General features: G+C 67.7%; 16 protein-coding genes and 1 pseudogene. 3 read left to right on the forward strand and 14 right to left on the reverse strand.

Annotated features, from left to right (window positions below):
• The first annotated feature begins 105 nt into the window (after positions 1 to 105).
• From zwf to pgl, 3 genes are all read left to right on the forward strand, one after another.
• Positions 106 to 1,662 (forward strand): glucose-6-phosphate dehydrogenase, encoded by a 1,557-nt coding sequence (gene zwf / locus C1Y63_RS03415; protein ID WP_233195559.1) that lies wholly within the window; start codon positions 106 to 108, stop codon positions 1,660 to 1,662.
• 62 nt (positions 1,663 to 1,724) lie between these two features.
• Positions 1,725 to 2,690, forward strand: a complete 966-nt coding sequence (locus C1Y63_RS03420) for a glucose-6-phosphate dehydrogenase assembly protein OpcA (RefSeq protein WP_106015067.1) — start codon at positions 1,725 to 1,727, stop codon at positions 2,688 to 2,690.
• A 34-nt stretch (positions 2,691 to 2,724) separates the two neighbouring features.
• Positions 2,725 to 3,498, forward strand: coding sequence for a 6-phosphogluconolactonase (pgl, locus tag C1Y63_RS03425; protein ID WP_106015068.1), 774 nt, complete (start codon positions 2,725 to 2,727; stop codon positions 3,496 to 3,498).
• Between the two features lie 49 nt (positions 3,499 to 3,547).
• Here pgl and C1Y63_RS03430 read toward each other — a convergent pair whose 3' ends face one another.
• From C1Y63_RS03430 to C1Y63_RS03495, 14 genes and pseudogenes are all read right to left on the reverse strand, one after another.
• A complete protein-coding gene (locus C1Y63_RS03430; RefSeq protein ID WP_106015069.1) occupies positions 3,548 to 4,654 on the reverse strand; it encodes an endonuclease/exonuclease/phosphatase family protein in 1,107 nt (368 codons plus the stop codon).
• 107 nt (positions 4,655 to 4,761) lie between these two features.
• Entirely contained in the window at positions 4,762 to 4,995 is a 234-nt protein-coding gene (secG, locus tag C1Y63_RS03435) for a preprotein translocase subunit SecG (protein ID WP_106015070.1), read from the reverse strand.
• A gap of 316 nt (positions 4,996 to 5,311) precedes the next feature.
• Positions 5,312 to 8,063 (reverse strand): annotated as a pseudogene (gene ppc / locus C1Y63_RS03440) (phosphoenolpyruvate carboxylase).
• A gap of 221 nt (positions 8,064 to 8,284) precedes the next feature.
• Complete coding sequence (gene tpiA, locus C1Y63_RS12980; protein ID WP_106015071.1) at positions 8,285 to 9,064, reverse strand: triose-phosphate isomerase; 780 nt, start codon at positions 9,062 to 9,064, stop codon at positions 8,285 to 8,287.
• Positions 9,065 to 9,184: 120 nt separating this feature from the next.
• A complete protein-coding gene (pgk, locus tag C1Y63_RS12985) occupies positions 9,185 to 10,396 on the reverse strand; it encodes a phosphoglycerate kinase (RefSeq protein ID WP_106015072.1) in 1,212 nt (403 codons plus the stop codon).
• Positions 10,397 to 10,753: 357 nt separating this feature from the next.
• Complete coding sequence (gene gap / locus C1Y63_RS03455; protein ID WP_106015073.1) at positions 10,754 to 11,758, reverse strand: type I glyceraldehyde-3-phosphate dehydrogenase; 1,005 nt, start codon at positions 11,756 to 11,758, stop codon at positions 10,754 to 10,756.
• Between the two features lie 745 nt (positions 11,759 to 12,503).
• Positions 12,504 to 13,481, reverse strand: coding sequence for a DNA-binding protein WhiA (gene whiA, locus C1Y63_RS03460; protein WP_233195560.1), 978 nt, complete (start codon positions 13,479 to 13,481; stop codon positions 12,504 to 12,506).
• 339 nt (positions 13,482 to 13,820) lie between these two features.
• The gene (gene yvcK / locus C1Y63_RS03465) at positions 13,821 to 14,792 is read right to left on the reverse strand and encodes a uridine diphosphate-N-acetylglucosamine-binding protein YvcK (protein WP_233195561.1); all 972 of its coding nucleotides are present in this window, start codon (positions 14,790 to 14,792) and stop codon (positions 13,821 to 13,823) included.
• Positions 14,793 to 15,027: 235 nt separating this feature from the next.
• Positions 15,028 to 15,930, reverse strand: coding sequence for an RNase adapter RapZ (gene rapZ, locus C1Y63_RS03470; protein WP_106015076.1), 903 nt, complete (start codon positions 15,928 to 15,930; stop codon positions 15,028 to 15,030).
• A gap of 150 nt (positions 15,931 to 16,080) precedes the next feature.
• Positions 16,081 to 18,369, reverse strand: coding sequence for an excinuclease ABC subunit UvrC (gene uvrC / locus C1Y63_RS03475; protein WP_106015077.1), 2,289 nt, complete (start codon positions 18,367 to 18,369; stop codon positions 16,081 to 16,083).
• A 138-nt stretch (positions 18,370 to 18,507) separates the two neighbouring features.
• Positions 18,508 to 19,038 carry a PH domain-containing protein gene (locus C1Y63_RS03480; protein ID WP_106015078.1) on the reverse strand — a complete coding sequence of 177 codons (531 nt, stop codon included), beginning with the start codon at positions 19,036 to 19,038 and terminating at the stop codon, positions 18,508 to 18,510.
• 171 nt (positions 19,039 to 19,209) lie between these two features.
• A complete protein-coding gene (ribH, locus tag C1Y63_RS03485) occupies positions 19,210 to 19,683 on the reverse strand; it encodes a 6,7-dimethyl-8-ribityllumazine synthase (protein WP_106015079.1) in 474 nt (157 codons plus the stop codon).
• A gap of 102 nt (positions 19,684 to 19,785) precedes the next feature.
• Positions 19,786 to 21,000 carry a bifunctional 3,4-dihydroxy-2-butanone-4-phosphate synthase/GTP cyclohydrolase II gene (locus C1Y63_RS03490; RefSeq protein ID WP_106015142.1) on the reverse strand — a complete coding sequence of 405 codons (1,215 nt, stop codon included), beginning with the start codon at positions 20,998 to 21,000 and terminating at the stop codon, positions 19,786 to 19,788.
• A gap of 279 nt (positions 21,001 to 21,279) precedes the next feature.
• Complete coding sequence (locus C1Y63_RS03495) at positions 21,280 to 21,897, reverse strand: riboflavin synthase (protein WP_106015080.1); 618 nt, start codon at positions 21,895 to 21,897, stop codon at positions 21,280 to 21,282.
• Positions 21,898 to 21,979: the final 82 nt, after the last annotated feature.

The following is a 21,979-nucleotide window of genomic DNA, read 5'->3' on the forward strand; positions in this document are numbered from 1 at the left end:
CAGCGTCTCTTCTTCCCCCGTGCCCACCTGCGCTGCACCGCAGCCGGGCACAGTCTCCACGCCCCAGACCCCCCCATTCCTTCAACGGACGCGAAGAAACCTCACGTGAACAATTCCTTAACCGGTATCCCCCACGGCGCGGAGTGGTTCAACCCACTGCGCGACACTGAAGATAAGCGACTGCCCCGCATCGCGGGCCCGTGCGGCATGGTGATCTTCGGCGTCACCGGCGATCTCGCCCACAAGAAACTCCTGCCAGCGATCTACGACCTGGCGAACCGAGGGCTGCTGCCCCCGGGGTTCTCCCTCGTCGGCTATGGGCGCCGCGAATGGAGCAAGAAAGACTTCGAAAACTACGTCCTCGGCGCGGTGAAGGAGGGGGCGCGCACCGACTTCCGCGACAGTGTGTGGGAGCGGCTCGCCGAGGGCATCTTCTTCGTCACCGGCAACTTCGACGACGATAAGGCCTTCGATCAGCTGGCCGACACCCTGGCCGATATTGATTCCTCCCGCGGCACGGCCGGCAACTGGGCGTTCTACCTGTCGGTGCCGCCGGATTACTTCTCTGACGTGTGCCACCAGCTGGACCGGTCCGGGATGGCGAAAGCCACCGACAGTTCCTGGCGGCGCGTCATCATCGAGAAGCCTTTCGGCCACGACCAAAAATCGGCCCGCAAGCTCAACGCCATCGTCAACAGCGTCTTCCCCGAGGATGCGGTGTTCCGCATCGACCACTATCTCGGCAAAGAGACCGTGCAGAACATCATGGCGCTGCGCTTCGCGAACCAATTGTTCGACCCGTTGTGGAACAACCACTACGTCGACCACGTGCAGATCACCATGGCCGAGGACATTGGCCTGGGTGGTCGTGCCGGCTACTACGACGGCATCGGTGCGGCCCGCGACGTGATCCAAAACCACCTGCTGCAGCTGCTGGCGCTCGTCGCGATGGAGGAACCCATCGCGTTCACCCCGCAGGAACTGCAGGCGGAAAAGATTAAGGTGCTGCGCGCCACCGCCCCGGTGTACCCGCTGGCGAAGACGACAGCTCGCGGCCAGTACGCGGCCGGCTGGCAGGGCAGCGAACTGGTGCCCGGCCTGCGGGAGGAGAAGGGCTTCGACCCGGAATCCACCACGGAAACCTATGCGGCCTGCACCCTGCAGATCGCCAACCGCCGCTGGTCCGGGGTGCCGTTCTACCTGCGCACCGGCAAGCGGCTGGGCCGCCGCGTCACCGAGATCGCGCTCGTGTTCAAACCGGCCCACCACCCGCCCTTCGGCAACTCCCAGTCCCCGGAGGAGCTCCACAACGCGGTCGTCATTCGCGTCCAGCCCGACGAGGGCATGCTCATGCGCTTCGGTTCGAAGGTGCCCGGCTCCACGATGGAAGTCCGCGACGTCAACATGGACTTCTCCTACTCGGAGGCGTTCACCGAGGAATCCCCCGAAGCCTACGAGCGCCTCATCCTGGATGCGTTGCTTGATGAGTCGAGCTTGTTCCCCACCAATGAGGAAGTCGAGCTGTCGTGGAAGATTCTCGACCCGATCCTCGAGTACTGGGCGCAGCGCGGCCGCCCCGAGGAGTACCCCGCCGGCAGCTGGGGCCCGGAGTCCGCCGACCGGATGCTGGCCCGCGATGGCCGCACCTGGCGCCGCCCCTAATGACAGCCCACCGTGGTGCGCCCGCCACGCCTGATTCATTCGACTTTTCCTAGGATCTGCCCGTGATCATCACTCTCCCCGACACCACAACTCGGGACATTTCCAAAACCCTGGTGAGTATCCGGGACACCGGCGGCCAGGTCGCAACCGGCCGGGTGCTGACCCTTATCGTCGTCGCCAGCATCGACGACGATATTGACTGCCTCATCACGAGCGTGTCCGACGCCTCCCGGGAGCACCCCTCCCGGGTGCTCATGCTCGTCGCCGACCCGGACTCCCCCACCCAGTCGCTGGATGCGAAGGTCCTCATCGGCGGCGACGCCGGCGCCTCCGAGATCGTGGTCATGCAGCTCCGCGGGGAGCTGGCCCGTCACCTGGAGGCGGTCGTCACCCCGCTGCTGCTGCCCGACACCCCGATTGTGGCGTGGTGGCCCTCAGCCGCCCCCGTGGAGCCCGCCGTGGATCCCATTGGCCGGCTCGCGCAGCGCCGCATCACCGACGCCCTGTTCGACCCGCCGGAGGATTCCATCTACCGGCGCCGCAACCACTACACCCCCGGCGACTCGGACATGGCGTGGGCGCGCATTACTCCCTGGCGGGGCATCGTGGCCTCCACCATGGACCAGCAGCCCCACGAAGAAGTGCTCGACGCCCGCGTCTTCGGCCCCGCCGGCTCCCCCAGCGTCGACCTAGCCGCCGGGTGGCTGGCCGACCGACTGGGCGTGAACATTGTGCGCGAATCCACCGGGCAGCAGGCGGTTCCGCGGGATGCGGAGGGCCGCCCCTGTATTCCGTTGACGAAGGTGGAGCTCATCCGCAAGCACTCCCTGATCACCATTGAGGTGGCAGACGCCCACACCCTGTCGGTGCATGTGCCCGGCCGGGCGCCGGCACTCGTGGCCTTGTCGCGCCGCAGCCAGGCGGACTGCCTCGCCGAGGAGTTGCGCCACCTGGACCCGGACCTGGCCTACGGTCGCGCCCTGCGGGGCTTGAGCCGGGTGCGTTACGTCGACACGTTCAACCTCTAAACCACCCCGCCTACGTTTTTTAGGAGTCTCCCTGATGTCGCAGTCCTCGCTGCCCCGCCCCGTCGTGCGGGAGTTTGCTTCCACAGAGCAGTTGGCGGCGCAGGCCGCCGCCGCCATCGCGGAGAAGATCTATCAGGCGCAAACCCACGGCGGGGTGCACGGCGACCACATCGCCCGCGTGGTTGTCACGGGCGGGACTGCCGGCATTGCCACCCTGAAGGCCCTGACGGATCTTCATGATGCGCACGAGCAGAATCCGCACGCGCCCGCCCACCCGATTGATTACTCCCGCCTGCATGTCTTCTTCGGTGACGAGCGCAACGTGCCGGTGTCCGACCCGGAGTCCAACGAGGGGCAGGCCCGTGCGGCGTGGCTGGACCACGTGCCGGTGCCCTCCTCCCGCATCCACTCCTACCGGCTGGGTGAGCTCAGCCTGGAGGAGTCGGTGGCGCACATGAGCGACGTTCTCGCCGAGTCGGCGCCGCACGGCTTTGACCTGCACCTGCTGGGCATGGGTGGGGAGGGCCACATCAACTCACTGTTCCCCCACACCCCGGCCCTTGCCGAGCGGGAGCGCCTGGTGGTGGCGGTGACGGATTCGCCGAAGCCCCCCGCGGAGCGCGCCACGCTGACGCTGCCGGCGGTCAACAGTGCGGACGCGGTGTGGTTCCTCGTGGCCGGCGCCGATAAGGGCGAGGCAGTGGCGGAGCTCATCGCCCGCGGCGATGCCGCGCAGTGGCCCGCCGCCGGTGCCGCCGGCCGGGACAGCACCGTCCTGTTCGCCACAGCGGAGTGCCTCCCCCACTAGCACCACACAAAAGCCCTGCCGCCACCGGTCGGCGGGGCTTCGTCATAGGTCAGCGGGTGCTCAGCGTCGTGACGACGATGGTGTGGTCGGAGGCCACCGGATCGTGGACCCGCGTGTCCACGACCGCGAGATCGTCGCTCACGAGCACGTGGTCAATACTCGTGCGCAGCAGCGCGCCCAGGCGCGTCGTCCACGTGCCGCGCTGCAGCAGCGGCGCCGCGTCCAGCGCGTCAGCAAAGCCTTCGAGCCTCGCAAGCGGCCCATGCCGCAGCGTGGCGTTGAAATCCCCGAGGATGACCACCGGGGTGCCGCCGTTGTGTCCGGCAAGCCGGGAGATGCGGTGAAGATCCTCCTGCCACAACTGGCGGTCGCCGACGGGGGCCATGGTGTGCAGCCCGAGGATCCGCGGGCACTGGCCCGTAGCCTGCAGCTCCACGGTGCCGAAGGTGGTCTGCTCTGCCGGCTCCACCACTATCGCGTCCCCGCAGGCACCGTCGGCGCGCCACACGAGACTCACCGGCCAAATCCATGACGGGTCCGGCTGGGTCGACTGGGCCAGGTGGAAGTTCTCCGGGTTGAGTCCGGCCTCCGCGAGCAGTGCGCGGGTGTGCTCACCATATTCGCCGTCGACGCGCCACTCGGGCAGCACCGCCACGTCCGCCCCCTGGGTGCCGAAGATCTCGGCCAGGTCCTCTGCCCGAAGCTCTGCGAAGGTATTGAACGCCGCGACCGTGACCGTCGGCGTGGCCGGAGCCTCGGCGCGTGGCAACGCATCCAGCGGGGAGACAGCCCACGTCCACCACCACCCCACGGCGGCCACCATGGCCAGCGCTGCCCGCGCCCACATCGTCGTCGTCCACCCGCTGCACGGGGCCAGCTGCCGGGCGCGCAGCAGCGCCCGCGCCGCACACCAGATGCCGAGCACCACGCTGAGCCCGCACCACAGTTGCGGGAAGCTCAGCGCGTGCAGCACGCCCGGGCGCATGCTCAGCGCCTGCAGGGCACCCCACCCGGGGGCGAGGGCTGCCAGCAGGGCGGCGGCCGCCCACAGCGCCACGACGGCCGCACCGGCCCAGCCGGCGAGCATCCGGCCCCGGGTAGGACGGGCGAAGGTCTGCACGATGGGCCGCATCGGGGCCGGGCGCTGCGGGGTCACGGAAATCCTCCTCCAGGAGTGCGTCGGTTGAGATACACGTCCACCCCGACGGCGGGGGTGCCGGCGGGGTGGAGTGTGGCGACGCGGCGTGTGCCGCGCGGGGGCGTTTAGGCGTAGGCCTGGATCAGGTTGAGACCGATGATGCAGCCGAGCCAGATGAGCGCGGTGATGATGGTGACGATGTCGAGGTTCTTCTCCACGACGGTGGAACCGGACAGGTTCGACTGGACGCCGCCACCGAACAGGCTGGACAGGCCGCCACCCTTGCCCTTGTGCAGCAGCACGAACATGGTCATGAGCAGGGAGGAGATGACGAGAATGATCTCGAGGGCCAGGGTCATGGAACAACAATCCTTCGGGGTACAGACTTTGACGTGGGGCACGGCGCACTCCCCGCATGTCACGGGGCAAAGCGGTGGGTGTCCCGGCGGTGACGGGCGGGGCCCAAGGTGTCCTCGGGTGCCTGCCGCATCCCGCGTCAGGGGCGTCGCGCGGGGAACACACCCCGGGCGAGGCAACACTTGGCCACTATACACCACGAACACCCCGCGGGCGCGCGGGTTTCCCGCTGCTCACGCGGGGTGGCCGCGGGAGACACCCCCGGGCTGTGACTGCTGTGTCGCAACACTACCCGTGGGGTGTGTGGGGACTACTCCCCTAGCCGCTGTTCCGCAGCGCGGTGGCGAGACCATTCATCGTCAACCGGATGCCGGTGGAGACGACATCGAGGTCTTCGCCGGCACGGTAGCGGCGCAGCAGCTCCAGCTGGATGATGTTCAGCGGCAGCAGGTAGGGGTAACGGGTCCGCACCGAGCGCGCGAGCTCCGGGTTATCCGCCAGCAGGCTGTCGGCACCGGTGATGAGGAAGAACATCTCCTTGGTGAGCTCGTACTCGGCGTTGATGGCCTGGAAGATCCGCTCCCGGGTCTCCTCGTCAGCCACGAGGCCGCTGTAGAGGCGGGTGACGTTCATGTCCGCCTTGCTCATCACCTGCGCCATGTTCGACAGCACGGAGGTGAAGAACGGCCAGGTGCGGTTGAGTTCCTGGAGGCGACCCAGGTTCTCCGGATCCGCCTCGATGAGCTGCTGGATGGCGGAGCCCACACCGAACCAACCGGGCAGCATAGTGCGCGACTGCGACCAGCTGAGCACCCAGGGGATCGCCCGGAGGTCAGCAATCGAGTTGGTTTGCTTCCGCGAGCTCGGGCGGGAGCCGATGTTGAGGGCCCCGATCTCCTGCAGCGGGGTGGAGGTAGTGAAGTACTCGATGAAGCCGGGGTCCTCGTGCATGAGCGTGGAGTACACCGCCCGGGAGCGGCTGGACAGCTCCCGCAGCAGCTCGTAGGCGCCGCTGGGGTCGACGAGTTCGTTGACGGGCAGCAGGGAGGCCTCCAGGGTGGCGGCCACGAGGGATTCGAGGTTTTTGCGGGCGGAGTCGGGGTCGCCGTACTTGGCGGAGATGATCTCGCCTTGTTCCGTCACCCGCACCGAGCCACGCACCGCCCCCCTCGGGCTGCGCGAGGATCGCATCATAGGTGGGCCCGCCGCCACGGCCGACGGTGCCGCCGCGGCCGTGGAAGAAGCGCAGGCGCACGCCGCCCTCGCGGCAGGCCTGCACGATCGCCAGTTCGGCGTCGTAGAGCGCCCAGTTCGCGGCGAGGTAGCCGCCGTCCTTGTTGGAGTCGGAGTACCCCAGCATCACTTCCTGCAGGTCGTTGCGCTGCGCGAGGTAGTTGCGGTACAGCGGCACCTGCCACAACTCGCGGAGGATCTCCGCACCGGCGGCGAGGTCGTCGATGGTTTCGAACAGCGGGATGATGTCCACCGCGCCGGTGGGGTGCTCCCCGGCGGCGGTGATGATGCCGAACTCCTTGGCCAGCACCATCGGCTCCAGGATGTCGGACACGGAGGTCGCCATCGAGATGATGATGTGGGGAATCATCCGGGGGCCGAAGGTGTCGATGAGTTCGCTCGCGGCGCGGAAGATGCCCAGCTCGCGGGCGACCGCTTCGCTGAAGTCGGTATAGCCGTGCGGGATCAGCGGGCGCGGGCTTGCCAGCTCCCGGGTGAGCAGGGCCCGCTTGGCCTCTTCGTCGAGGGCAGCGTAGTCCTCGGCGACGCCGGCGGCGCGGAACAGCTCGGTCAGGACCTCCTCGTAGGAGTCGGAGTTCTGGCGCAGGTCCATGGCGTAGAGGTGGAACCCGAAGCTCGCGACGGCGCTGCGCAGGCTGGCGAGGCGATCATCGGCGATCAACTCGTCGTGGCTGCTGCGCAGGGAGGCGTCGATGACGTCGAGGTCGGCGGCGAATTCGGCGGCCGAATGGTAGGGCTCGTACACGGTGTACCAGGTGCCCTCGACGGCGTGGTCACCGAGCGTTTTCGCCTTGGTGGCGTTCATGCGGCCCCGCATGCCGTGCACGGCACGCCGGTAGGGCTCATCGACGCGGGAGGGCACGTTGTCCTGCCCCCGGGAGGCCAGTGCGGCCAACTGCACGGTGGGGCTGGTGAGCCGATCCGACAGGCTCAGTTCGTGCTCCAGCTGATGCAGCTCGTCAATGTAGTAGCTGAGTACCGTGTCGGCAGCCCGGGTCGTCGCATACGTCAAGGTCTCAGCCGTGACGTAGGGGTTGCCGTCGTGGTCGCCGCCGATCCAGCTGCCCGGCTGAATCATCGGGGTGTCGGGGATGTCCTCCCCATAGAGTTCGTGCAGCATGCGGGTGACGTCCCGGTTGATGGCCGGGATTTGCTCCAGCAGCGACAGGGTGTAGTAGCGCAGGCCCACATCAACCTCGTCTTCGATGCGGGGGCGTGCGACCCGGATGAGAGCCGTCTGCCACAGCATCGACATGCGCCGCGCGAGGTCGTTCTCGATGCGCTCCAGCTGCTGCTGCGTGCGGGCGTTGGCGGGGCGGGCGAGGATGGCGTGGCGCTGCTCCAGCAGCTGGCGGATGTGCGCCTGCGCGTCGAAGACGGTGCGGCGGCGGGTTTCCGTCGGGTGGGCGGTGAGCACCGGGGCCACCTCGGCGTGGGCCATGACATCGGCCACCTGCGGCGCGGACACGTCCGACTCGCCCAGCTTGAGCCGGGTGGCGGCCAGGGAGGATGCGACCGGCGGCGCGCCGGCATCCAGCCGCGCTTCGGCCGCTTCGACGTCGTGGAGGTCCTCCACCACGTTCACCATGAGGGCGAAGTGGGAGAAGGCACGCACCACCGGCAGTAGCATCTTCGGGTCCTTGTCCCGGAACAGCTCCTGCAGATCGTCGATCGTGGCCTCGCCGCGGGTGATGGCGAAGCTGGTGCGCCGGGCGGTCTCCACGAGGGTGAACACCTCCTCCCCTTCCTGCTCGCGCAGAGTGTCGCCGAGGATGCGGCCGAGCAGCCGGATGTCCTCGCGGAAAAGATCGGTCATGGTGAACTCCCTCAGCTGGGAAAACGACGATGGGGGTGTGCGGAACGCGGGGTGAGAAAACGCCACACCGTGGCACCCCACACCCGGGGTGGGGGGAAATGAAGGGCTGGGCGGGTAAGCCCAACGCCTGTGGAACACGGTGTGGCGCTAAAAAAAACTGGAGGAATAGCGGCGGGTGAGGGGCTCACCCGCCGGGGCGCACACGGCGCGAGGAGACGGTGCTAGACCGCGAGGGCGGCGTTGGCTGCCAGCTGGGCGAAAGCCTCACCGTCGAGGGAGGCGCCGCCGACGAGGCCGCCGTCGACGTCGGGCTGGCCGACGATCTCAGCGACGGAGTCAGCCTTCACGGAACCGCCGTAGAGGATACGCATACCCTCGGCGACCTCGGCGTTGGCGATCTCAGCGATGGTCTCGCGGATGGCCTTGCAGACTTCCTGCGCGTCGGCTGCAGAAGCAACCTTGCCGGTGCCGATAGCCCACACGGGCTCGTAGGCGATGACGGTCTTGGCGAGGTCCTCTGCGGACAGGCCGGCCAGGGAGGCCTTGGTCTGCTCGACGACGTACTCGACGTGGGTGCCCTTCTCGCGGATCTCGAGCGGCTCACCAACGCAGACGATCGGGATGATGTCGTTGTCGATAGCGGCGCGGGACTTCGCGGCGACGAGAGCATCGGTCTCGTGGTGGTACTCGCGGCGCTCGGAGTGGCCGACGACGACCCAGGTGCAGCCGAGCTTGTTGAGCATCTCGCCGGAGATTTCACCGGTGTAGGCGCCGGAGGCGTGCTGGGAGATGTCCTGTGCGCCGTAGGTGATCTGCAGGTCGTCAGCCTCGATGAGGGTCTGGACGGAGCGCAGGTCGGTGAACGGGACGGTGACGGCGACGTCGACCTTCTCGTAGTACTCCTTCGGCAGCGCGAAGGCGAGCTTCTGGACGGTGTGGACGGCCTCAAGGTGGTTGAGGTTCATCTTCCAGTTGCCGGCAATCAGGGGCTTACGTGCCATAAGTGGTCACTCTTTTCTCGTGGTAGAGATGGGAAGAAAACGGTGCCCCACCCACCACGGGCCAACAGTCTAGCCCCGAGGCTAGATTGCCTCACCCGTGACGCGGGGCGGGTGCGGGTGTTAGTCGGCGAGGATCGCGACACCCGGGAGGGTCTTGCCCTCGAGGAACTCCAGGGAAGCGCCGCCACCGGTGGAGATGTGGGAGAAGCCGTTCTCGTCCAGGCCGAGCAGGCGGACGGAGGCAGCGGAGTCGCCGCCGCCGACGACGGAGAAGCAGCCGTTCTTGGTGGCCTCGATGATGGCCTCAGCGACACCGCGGGTGCCGTTGGAGAACTTCTCGAACTCGAACACGCCCATCGGGCCGTTCCAGAACACGGTCTTGGCGTCGTGCAGGATGCCGGCGAACTTCTCGACGGTCTTCGGGCCGACGTCGAGGGACTGCCAGCCGGCGGGGATGGCGTCGAGTTCGACGACCTTGGTCTCCGCCTCCGGGGAGAAGGAGTCGGCGGCCACGAGGTCGACGGGCAGCTGGATCTTGTCGCCGTAGGTCTCGAGCAGCTTCTTGCAGGTGTCGATCATCTCTTCCTGCAGCAGGGACTCCTGCACATCGATACCCTTCGCGGCGAGGAAGGTGTAGCACATGCCACCGCCGATGATGAGGGTGTCGGTCTTCGGGGCCAGGGCCTCGATGACGCCGAGCTTGTCGGAGACCTTCGCGCCGCCAAGGACGACGACGTAGGGGCGGGCCGGGTCGGTGGCGACCTTCTCCAGGACGGTGATTTCCTTCTCGACGAGGCCGCCGGCGTAGTGCGGCAGGCGCTTGGCAACGTCGTAGACGGAAGCCTGGGCGCGGTGGACGACACCAAAGCCGTCGGAGACAAACGCGCCACCGGGGACGAGGGCGACGAGCTGGTCGGCGAATTCGCCGCGCTCTGCCTCATCCTTGGAGGTCTCGCGGGGGTCGAAGCGGACGTTCTCCAGCAGCAGCACGTCGCCGTCGGTCAGGCCGTTGGCGCGCTCGTGGGCATCCTCGCCGACGACGTCGCCAGCCAGGGCCACGTACTGGCCGAGAGCCTCGGACAGTGCCTCGGCGACGGGGGCCAGCGAGAACTTCTCGTTGACCTCACCCTTCGGGCGGCCCAGGTGCGCCATGACGACGACCTTCGCGCCGGCCTCGGTGAGAGCCTTGAGGGTCGGCAGGGAGGCGGTAATGCGGCCAGCGTCGGTGATCTCACGGGCGTCGTTGAGCGGCACGTTGAAATCGGAACGGACCAGCACGTAGCGGCCTTCGACACCATCGTTGATGAGGTCGGAAACGTTCTTCACAGCCATGTGTTCTCCTTGAATAAAAAAGAGGGGAAAAAGCGTGCACCCACCTCCCCCACGCCCGTGCGGGGTCACAGACCCCTGACGCGAAGCAGTGTGTGAGGAAGAGTGCGCAACAAAAGCAATTGTCTCACGACACCCGGGCGCGCGGCAGCGGGATGCCGATGAGGGATAGGCAACAGCCGCGGATTGACGCAGCTAGAGCCAGGCAACAACAAAGCCCGGGGGTGTGCCGGAGCACACCCCCGGGCTTGTGGTGCCATCACCGTGATGTCACACCGTGTCCGCCACGGGCCGCGAGGTGATTCTCACCCGCGGCTCCGTTCGGGGAAACGGCGGCGGTGATAGTCGGGCGCGGGAGTCTTAGAGACGCTCGCCAACGTACTCGGTCAGGGAGACGAGCTGGTTGGAGTAGCCCCACTCGTTGTCGTACCAGGAGACAACCTTGACCTGGTCGCCGATGACCTTGGTCAGGCCGGAGTCGAAGATGGAGGCGTGCGGGTCGGTGACGATGTCGGTGGAGACCAGCGGATCCTCGGAGTAAGCCAGGATGCCCTTCATCTCACCCTCGGCAGCTTCCTTGATGGCAGCGTTGACTTCTTCAACGGTGACCGGCTTGGAAGCGGTGAAGGTCAGGTCGGTGGCGGAGCCGGTCGGAACCGGAACACGCATGGCGTAGCCGTCGAGCTTGCCCTTGAGCTCCGGGAGGACCAGGGCGACAGCCTTGGCAGCACCGGTGGAGGTCGGGACCATGTTGATGGCGGCAGCGCGGGCGCGACGCAGGTCGCGGTGCGGTGCGTCCAGCAGACGCTGGTCGCCGGTGTAGGCGTGAACGGTGGTCATGAGGCCACGCTCGATGCCGAACTTGTCGTTGAGCACCTTAGCCATCGGGGCGAGGCAGTTGGTGGTGCAGGACGCGTTGGAGATGACGTTGTGCTTCGCCGGGTCGTAGTCGGTGTGGTTGACACCGACGACGAAGGTGGCGTCCTCGTTGGAAGCCGGGGCGGAGATGATGACCTTCTTGGCGCCAGCGGCGATGTGAGCCTTAGCAGCCTCAGCGTCGGTGAAGAAGCCGGTGGACTCGATGACGATGTCGACGTCGTGCTCGCCCCACTTGAGGTCCTTCGGGTCGCGCTCAGCGGACACGAAGATGCGGTGGCCGTCGACGGTGATGGACTCGTCGTCGTAGGTGACCTCAGCGTTCAGGCGACCCAGGGTGGAGTCGTACTTCAGGAGGTGGGCCAGGGTCTTGTTGTCGGTCAGGTCGTTGACGGCAACGATGTCGAAGTCAACACCGCGCTCACGAGCAGCGCGGAAGAAGTTGCGGCCAATACGACCGAAGCCGTTAATACCAACACGAACAGTCACAGTGTTCTCCTAAGTAGGGGTTGGGGGCGGATGCACACCCCTCGCGGGCGGTAGCCCTGCTCGGTGGCGTGTGCCCCGTGTGGGAAGATGTCCGGTTTTTGCCCCAGGTGGGGAACTCCTACCCTCCGCCCTCGCCGGGCCCGACTGGGGCTGGCTGTGGTGTGACGCTTGCGCGTCTGTGGCGGGCGGTGGTCCCGGCCATCCGTTGTCTCCCACTGTACCGATGCCACAGAGATCCCGCCCGGGCGGAGTCGGTCACGAGCCCAAAATCGGGCAGATTTGGGCACGGGGAATGCCCATGCGCGTTTTTGAACGGATGACCGTTATGTGCCAGACGGGCACAGTCGGACATGGCGACCGCGAGGCCCACCTGGCTCTTTCCCGCCCGTTTCACCCCTTTCGGGGGTGCATTGGTGACACTTATGCAGAATTGCGGGCGCCCAACTGCACACTCCATCGATCCTCCACCAGGGCATGTGAAACTAGCCACAATTCGGGCTGAAACTGCCCTGAACCACCCCTCGCGGGCCGCCCGGGGCCTTTTGATTGCTTCCGAATGGTCCCGCACTCACCCCACAAACCAACCCCACCCACCCCACACCCGTGCCCCCTCCCCACCGGCCGAACGGTGCCACAGCGACCCCATCGCCAGCGCTTCTCCCCCGCCCCCGCACCCCAGTGACGACAGAACCCGCCGACACACCACTTCTCCGTGGCGGGTCGACGGGCGGCGAGGGGCGCGGACCTAGTTGTCGTCCAATTCCTTGACTGCGGCCTGCGTGTCGGGGATACCCAACTCTCTCGCGCGCTTGTCCGCCATGCTGAACAGACGCCGAATCCGGCCAGCAATCGCATCCTTCGTCAACGGCGGATCCGCCAGGTGGCCCAGCTCCTCCAAGGAGGCCTGGCGGTGCTCCACGCGCAGGGCCCCCGCCTCCGCGAGGTGCGCCGGCACATCGTCAGCGAGGATCTCCAACGCCCGCTGCGCGCGGGCGGCCGACTGCTCTGCAGCCCGCGCCGAACGGCGCGTATTCGCATCATCAAAGTTCGCCAAGCGATTATTCGGCGCAGCGGCCGTGCGGGTCACCCGGTGGTCATCCCACATGATGCGGGACTGGTGCGCCCCGAGACGCGTGAGCAGCGCACTCACGGAATCGGCGTCGCGCACCACCACCCGGTCGGCACCCCGAGTCTCCTTCGCCTTGCAGGCGAGGTTGAGGCGGCGGCCGAAGCCGACAAACGCCATCGCCACCTCCGGGCACGGGCACACGATCTCCAGGGCGCTGGAACGCCCCGGGTCGGTGATCGCACCGCGCGCCAGGATCGCTCCCCGCCAGGCGGATTCGGCTTCACTCACGGAGCCGCTGACGATGCTCGGCGGCATGCCCTGAATCGGGAAACCACTGCGGGTCACCAGACCCAGTTCCCGAATCACGGTCGGCACCTTGTCCTGAATGAGCAGCTCAAAGTGGGAGGGCTTGCGGCCACTACCAGCAACCTCCCGAATGGTGCGCAAGCGCACCTGGTAGTTGTGCAGCAGCATCTGGGAGACGTACTGGGCGACCGACTTCGTCGGCAGGTCAAGCACGAGGACGCTGGAGTGCGGGGTGAGCGTGTCCGTGGCGGTCAGCCGGACCACGGCGGCCAGTTCCGCGCGCAGGTCCTGCGGGCGTTCCAGCTGCATGCCCAAAAGCTCGTCTTTAAGCCGGGTGGTGATGTCCACGACGGTGTCAAACCCCTTATGAAACGAATGTGAATACGTAGTGTGTCGGCGCGTGTCGGTGTGTGCCGGTGTGTGTCTGCGCGTGTCTCGGTGTGCGACCGCGTCACTGTCGAACATTCTCATGCCGCGGCGTGGCGCTACACGGGAGGTGGAAGACACACGCCGTGATGTCCACGAGCACCCTCGTCGACACTGGCTTTTTCTTCGGTGGCGGTGCGCGCACACGTCGTGCGTGCGACACGGCGCTGCGCAGGCGCGCGGCCTGCGACCATCTGCACCATCATGCCAGAGACCGACGGGCTGCCCACAGCTGGCCGGGTCGATCCCGGCTGCGACTCCCTAACGCCGCGCGTCGTCGTACACCGCGCGCAGCGCGGCAGCGAGCTTCGCCGGATCGTGCCGGCCGGTGACACGCCCGGCGGCATCTTTCTCGGCGACGTCGTGCAGAGCCACCCGCGCGCCCACCAGTTCGGCGGCACGCTCAATGTGGGTGCGCTCCCGGGCGGAGGGAATCGCGTTGCCATCCATGATGATGCGGTCCACCCGCAGCCGCGGCGCGTGCTGCGCAAGCATGTGGATGTGGCGTTCCGTGGAGAACCCGGCGGTCTCCCCGGGCTCCGATTCGAGGTTGAGCACCACCGTCGTCACCGCAGCCGACTCATTGATCGCGTCGACGACGTCGTCGACGAGCACGTGCGGCAGCACCGAGGTAAACCAGGAACCCGGCCCGAGGGTCACCATGTCGGCGCGCTCGATGGCCTCTAGGGCGTCGCCGCAGGCGGCGGGCTGCTCCGGGATGAGACGCACCCGTCGCACCTGGCCCGGGGTGCTGGCGACGGCCACCTGGCCCCGCACGGGCCGCATGATGCGGGGGTCTTCCTCCAGGCCAGCCACATCGGCCTCAATGTCGAGGGGTTCCTCACAGACGGGCAGCACCCGCCCGCGGCAGCCGGCCAGTTCGGCCACCTTGTCGAGCGCCGCCACCTGGGATCCCAGCACGTCCGCCAGGCCTACGAGCAGCAGATTACCGACCGCGTGGCCGGCGAGCGCCCCGTGGCCGCCGTAGCGGTGTTGCAGGACTTCTTCCCAGAACCTGCCCTCCGGGGTGTCTGCCGATAGGGCGCTCAGCGCCATCCGCAGATCCCCCGGCGGGATGAGGCCCAGTTCGCGGCGGATGCGCCCCGAGGACCCACCGTCGTCGGCGACGGTAACGACCGCCGTCACGTCGGGGAGATCCATGTGCCGGGCGGCGCGCAGGGTTTGGAACAAGCCGTGGCCGCCGCCGAGGGAGGCCATTGACGTCAAGCTCATCGTGGGGTCCTCGATTCTGCCCTCAACTCCCCGCACCGGGGGCGGATGCGTGTGCCGATCCGCTGCACGCGGACACGCCATAGACCGGGTACCGCGCGGCGGTGGCTCTGGCACGACGGATGGCGGGCGCGTGGCCCGTGGGCTGACGGGACACGGCAGCTTCGTGCGCACTGTCCGCGCACCGGAGAGTGAGTATGGGTGAGTAAATGAAGGTTCAGTGGGGGTTCAGGTGGCGCTATCCGCGGGAGATATCGCGGTGCACGACGGAGACATCCAGCCCCTCGTGCTGCTGAAGGCGGCGGGCCAGAGCCTCTGCGACCGCGACGGAGCGGTGGTGGCCGCCCGTGCACCCCACACCAACAGTGATGAAGTTTTTCCCCTCCCGGGCGTAGCCGGGAAGCATGGAGCTCAGCATGTCTTCGAAGCTGGTGAGGAAGTTGTCCGCTTCCGGGCGGTCGAGCACGTAGTTCGCGACCGCCTCGTCGGTGCCTCGCCCGGAGCGCAGCTCCGGCACCCAGTAGGGGTTCGGCAGGAAGCGCATGTCGACGATGATGTCGGCGTCCTGCGGGGCGCCGTGCTTGAAGCCGAAGGACTGCACGGTGATGTGCTGCCGCTTGGAGGCAATCGTCGCAAAAGAGCTCTCCAGCGCACGCCGCAGGTCGTGGATGCTCAGGTCGGAGGTGTTGACGACGATGTCGGCGCGTTCCTTCAGGTCCGCCAACGCCGCGCGTTCCCGGTTAATACCGGACACGAGGGTGCCGTCCTCCTGCAGGGGGTGGGCGCGGCGCACCGTGTCGAAGCGGCGGATGAGCACGTCGTCGCGGGCGTCGAGGAACACCACGGTGGGGTTGCAATCGTTGTCCCGCAGGGTTTCCAGCGCCTCGGTGATGGTGCCCAGTGCTTCCTGGCTGCGGACGTCGCACACGAACGCCAAGCGGGTAATGGGCTCCCCATCGGGCCCGGTGAGCCGGTCGACGGTGGAGACGAAGTGGACGATGAGCTGCGGCGGGAGGTTCTGGGTGACGAACCACCCCATGTCCTCGAGCACCTTCGCGGCGGTGGACAATCCCGCCCCGGACATGCCGGTGATGATGACGGGTTCCTGGTCGATTGCGTGGCGGGGTGTCATGGCCACCATCCTAGCCCCGTGCCCGCCACTTGGCGCAGCATTCCCCCGGGGTTCATCGTCCAGCCTCTTCTCCGCCCCTGCCGCGCAGCGCCCGGGCGGGAAGGGTCCTGCCCGTCGGCGCAGGCGCCGCAGCACCACCCCAGGGGCGCGCTGCCGGGGCTAGCCCTCCGGGTGGAGTGCCGCGTACACGTCGGCGGCGAGCTGCGCGCCGAAACCTTTCACCTGCTGGATGTCGTCGACGCTGGCCTGCTTGAGTTTCGCGACGGAGCCAAAGTGCTTGACCAGGGCGGTGCGGCGCGCCGGCCCGAGGCCTTTGACGCGGTCGAGTTCACTGCTGCGCATCCGCTTGGAACGCTGCTGCCGGTGGAAGGTGATGGCGAAGCGGTGCGCTTCGTCACGGATGTGCTGCAGCAGGAACAGCCCGGCGGAGTTGCGCGGCAGGATGAGCGGATCCTCCTCGCCCGGCAGCCAGACTTCTTCCAAGCGCTTCGCCAGCCCGATGAGGGTGACGTCGTGGATGCCGAGGGAGTCGAACACCTCGGCCGCGGCGTTGACCTGCGGGAGGCCACCGTCGACGATGAACAGTTGCGGGGGGTAGGCGAATTTCTTCCCCGTGACGGACTGCTCCTCGACGGTGAGGTGGTCGGATTCGTCGGCGAAGGTGGAGCCGTCGAATTCTTCCTCCGCCGGCGGGGTGATCCACTCGCCCTCAGGGCCTTTCACCGCGCCCTGCCCGGCGGCGGGGCCTGGGTGGTCGGCGTCGGTGCGGTGCCGAAGGAAGCGGCGTTCGGTGACCTCCCGAATGGACGCCACGTCGTCGGAGCGGCCCTCGCCGGCGACGGTGATCTTGTAGCGGCGGTAGTCCGATTTCTTCGGCAGCCCGTCCTCAAACACCACGAGGGAGGCCACGACGTCGGTGCCTTGGATGTGGGAAATATCCGTGCACTCGATGCGCAGCGGGGCCTGCGCCATGCCGAGGGCTTCCTGGATTTCGGCCAGTGCCGCGCTGCGGGCGTTCATGTCGCCCACCCGCTTGAGTTTGTGCTGTTTGAGCGCCTCCAGGGCGTTGCGTTCCACGGTCTGCATCAGCGCCCGCTTCTCCCCGCGCTGCGGGATGCGCAGCTCCACGCGGCTGCCCCGCAGCCCCGCGAGATAATCGCCGACCTGCTCGGCGTTGGCGGGCATGACCTGCACCAGCACCTGGCGCGGGATGGCGGAGTACTCCTCCTCGACCGTGTGAGAGGCCTGGTCGACGCCGCGGCGGTGGATCTCCTCGGCCTCGAGGTCGGTGCGCGCCCCGGTGGCCTGCAGCTGCAGGTGGGCGTCTTGCTCCCGCTCGGCTTCGGCCCGTTCGACCGCATCGCCGTAGAACTGCACCATGAAGTCCTGCAGCAGCTGCGGCACCGCAGGGTCCCCGCCGCTGGCATCGCTTATGGCCCGCAGGGCTGCCGGCAGCGCCGCACCCGCCTCCGCCGCAGGCGCTTCCGATGCCGCAGCGGCGGGCTCGGCACCCGGCTCCTCCCCCGTGGCGGCGGGGGCTGCCGCAGCTGCGGCGTCGAGGGCGGCCACGTCGGGTTTTTCCACCACCCAGCCGCGCTGGCCCCGAATACGGCCGCCACGGACGTGGAAGACCTGCACGCTCGCCTCGAGGTCATCGACCGCGCAGGCGATGACATCGGCGTCTGTGCCGTCGCCCAGCACCACCGCCTGCTGCTCCATGGCGCGCCGCACCGCGCCCACGTCGTCCCGCAGCCGGGCGGCACGCTCAAAGTCGAGGTCCTCCGCCGCGGCATGCATCTCGCGCTCCAGCTCGCGCACCACGGGATCCGTCTTGCCACTCATGAAGGAAATGAAGCCGGAGACGATGTCCGCATACTCGGCGCTGCTCACCCGCTTCACGCAGGGTGCTGCGCACTTGTCGATGTAGCCCAGCAGGCAGGGGCGCTCGAGGCGCTCGTGCCGGCGAAACACCCCGTTGGCGCAGGTGCGCACCGGGAACACCCGCAGCAGCAGATCGAGGGTCTCCCGGATGGCCCAGGCGTGGGAGTAGGGGCCGAAGTAGCGCACCCCGCTGCGGCGGGGCCCGCGGTAGACGAACGCCCGCGGCACCCGCTCCCCCGTGGAGACCGCCAGCATGGGGTAGGTCTTATCGTCGCGGTATTTGACGTTGAAGCGCGGATCGAAGCTCTTGATCCACGTGTATTCCAGCTGCAGGGCCTCCACCTCGGAGGCCACGACCGTCCACTCGACGGAGGCAGCGGTCGTCACCATGGTGCGGGTGCGGGGGTGCAGCTGGGTGAGGTCCTGGAAGTAGTTCGACAGCCGCGCCGCCAGGTTTTTCGCCTTGCCGACGTAGATGACCCGCCCGTCCGAGTCGCGGAACTTGTACACCCCGGGTTCGGTGGGGATGGTGCCGGGCGCGGGGCGGTAGGTTGTCGGGTCAGCCATGAGACCACATTCAACTCTGTTGCGGCCCCAGTTTCCACCCGGGCGGACGCGCACCACCATCCGGCGGTGCCGCACCCACCCCAGAGACGACGCGAGGGGACCACCCGCAGGTGATCCCCTGGTGGCGGGCGCTGCCCGCTAGTCTTCCGGCATGTACTTGTCTTCCAAGGCGCGGAAGTCGGCGACGGCCTTCATGACGCGCTCCTTATCGCCCGCCTGGAAGGCCATCATGGAGACGAACTCAAAGTCCGGCAGCTCCAGCCGGGCCCAGTGGTCGCCCTTCGGGAAGCTCAGGCCGTACACCAGCGACCAGGGGTAGAACTGGGAGCCGAGGAAGTTGCGGACCTCCACCCCGTCGGCGTTGACCCGCACCCGGGGGCGCAGCATGAGCAGCAACCCCGCGGAGAACACCAGCCCAATGCCGGTGAAGGCGAACTGATCGACGATGTCGACTTTCGCGCCGGTGTCCCCGGCGACGACGGCGAACGCCATGAAGATGTGCACGAGCATCACGATGATGATCGCGATGACCATCCGCACCTTGAGCACCTGGCTGGTCACCACGAGTTCCCACGGCTTGGTCGTGGTGGTCACCGGGTTCGCTGCGACGAGCTTCTCCAGGGCGGCGGGGGGCTGGTTGCTGGGCGAGGTGGAGGTGGGGTTATCCATAGTTGCTTTTCACGTGGGGTGGGCGGGGCACGGGCACCGAAGCGCGTGAGCGGCGGTGCGCATATCCCCCACAGCTTAGTCCGGGGGATGCGGGCGGGGGCGAATTCACACCCACCCGCCAAGAACTGCGCGCCGCGCGCACCACGGGAACGCAGTCGCTGTGGGGCGGGATTAGTCGGCGCGGATCGCGCGCAGCGTCAGCGCCGTGTGCAGGGCCGCGAGGGTGGCCTCCGCGCCCTTGTCTTCTGCCGCGCCGGGGGCGCCACTGCGATCGACGGCCTGCTCGTGGGTGGTGCAGGTCAGCACCCCATTACCGACCGGGGTGCCGGTCTCCAGGGCGATGGTCGTCAACGCGTTTGTCACCGACAGGCACACGTAGTCGAAGTGGGGGGTGCCGCCCTTGATGACGCAGCCGCAGGCGACCACCGCGTCGCAGCGGCGCGCCAGCTCCTGGGCCACCACGCCCAGTTCGAGGGCGCCGACGACGCGGGCCTCGACGACCTCGGCGCCGCAGGCCCGGGCGGTCTCCACGGCGTGGGCGTGCAGCCGGTCGCAGATGTCAGCGTTCCACAAGGCAGTGACGACACCGACGGTCATGCCAGAGGCATCGACGGTATCCAGGGTGGGCAGGCCAGCGCCGCTCATGACAGCTCCTTCACAGCGTAAAGAAAAAATTTTCAGGGTGTTCGCGTATGTGACTGCGGCCGCGGGTCGGTGGTCCGCCGGCCGCAGGGTCGACTCCTCGAGCTAGTCGAGGTTGGGCAGTTCGTGCCCCATCCGGTCCCGCTTGGTGCGCAGGTAGGCGATGTTGTCCTCGTGGACGTCGATCGGGATGGCGGTACGCTGAGCGATCTCCAACCCATATCCGGTGAGCCCGGCCCGCTTGGTGGGGTTGTTACTGATGAGGTTGATGCTGCGGATCCCGAGGTCGACCAGGATTTGAGCGCCGGTGCCGAAGTCGCGGGCATCCGCCGGCAGTCCGAGCGCCAGGTTCGCGTCCACGGTGTCATGGCCGGAGTCCTGCAGCGCGTAGGCTTGCAGCTTCGCCAGCAAACCAATGCCGCGCCCCTCATGGCCCCGCATGTACAGCACCACGCCACGGCCCTGCTGCTGCACGAGCTCCATGGAGGCGTGCAGCTGCTGCCCGCAATCGCAGCGCCGTGACGCAAACACGTCGCCGGTGAGGCACTCCGAATGCACCCGCACGAGCACATCCTCGCCATTGTTGCTACTGATGTCGCCGACGACGAGGGCGACGTGCTCCACCCCGTCGTGGGCGCGGTAGCCGACGGCGGTGAACTCGCCGAAGTCGGTGGGCAGCCGGGTTTCGGTGACGCGCTCCACGAGGGTTTCGGTGCGCCGACGGTAGGCGATGAGCTGGGCGATGGACACCAGCGCCAGATCGTGCTCGTCGCAGAAGGCGCGCAATTCCTCACCCCGGGCCATGTCGGTGGGGTCGTTGATACCGACGACCTCGCAGAGCACCCCCACCGGGGCCAGCCCCGCCAGGCGGGCCAAGTCCACGGCGGCCTCCGTGTGGCCGGCGCGCCGCAGCACCCCGCCCGGCACCGCCCGCAGGGGCACGACGTGGCCGGGGCGGGTGAAGTCCCCCGGGGTGCTGTGCGGGTCCGCCAGGCGGCGGACGGTCTCCGCCCGGGAGGCCGCCGAAATGCCCGTGGTGCCGGTGTTCGCATCGACAGTGACGGTGTAGGCGGTGTTCCGGGCGTCCTCGTTGCGGGCCACCATCGGCGGCAGGTGCAGCCGATCGCAGGCCTCCCCCTCGAGGGAGACGCACACGTAGCCGGAGGTATGCCGCACCAGGAAGGCCATGAGTTCCGGGGTGACGGTCTCGGCGGCGAAGATGAGATCGCCTTCGTTCTCCCGGTCCTCGTCGTCGACGACCACGACGGGCCGTCCCGCGCGAATATCGGCGATCGCGCGCTCAATGGAGTCCAGGCGCACGGCCCCCGGGGACGTCTCGGTGGCTGCGGCAGCAAAATCAGTGTCAGTGGTTGTCACAGGTGAGCACAACTTTCATGCATCGCCGCTACAAGGATCCAACTCCCCCGCCGCGCAGGCGGGAGGACGTCGGCTTGTGGCGGGCGTGGGGGAAGGAAGAGAAAGGACCATCAAGGGAAAAACCGCGCGCCCCCGGCAACACCTGGAGCACGAGTGCCGCGCCGGTGGCGCAGGCGGTCGGGCGCGCCGGTGGGGCGGGGCGTTCATGCCCCACCGACAATGTTAGGGCGTGGGCGGGTGCGTCAACAGCCGTTCCACGTATTTGCCCACGATATCGACCTCAATGTTGACGAGATCACCCGGGGCCAGGGTGCCGAGGATGGTGTCGCGTAGCGTCACCGGGATGAGGGACACCTCGAAGTAGTCTTCCCCCAGCGCGCTCACCGTCAGCGACGTCCCGGACACAGTGATGGAGCCTTTCTCCACCACGTAGCGGGCAATCGCCGGATCCAAGCTGAAGCGCACCACATCCCAGTGCTCACTGGGGGTGCGCCGGAGGAGCTGTGCGGTGGTGTCCACGTGGCCCTGCACGATGTGCCCGCCGAGGCGGGAATCCACCCGGGCGGCGCGTTCCAGGTTCACCGGGCTACCGGGGCCGAGCTCCCCCAGCGCGGAGCGCCGCAAGGATTCCTCCATGACGTCTGCGGCAAACCAGCCGGCGTGCCCGTCTGCGGGGTGAGCGAAATCAGTGACTGTCAAGCACACACCATTGACGGCGATGGAGTCACCGTGGTGCACGTCCGCAGTCACGGTCTGCGCCTCAATGACGAGACGCACCGCATCTGTCAGGCGCTCCACGGCGCGGACCGCGCCGAGTTCCTCCACGATGCCGGTAAACATGGGCCACACCCTTCCTGCACAAGGCGTTTGGTGACAGTAGTTGAGATCACAGCGGATCACAGTCGAGTTGCAACGAGGACCA

This window comes from Corynebacterium sp. 13CS0277, from assembly GCF_002994655.1.
Taxonomy (GTDB): Bacteria; Actinomycetota; Actinomycetes; order Mycobacteriales; family Mycobacteriaceae; genus Corynebacterium.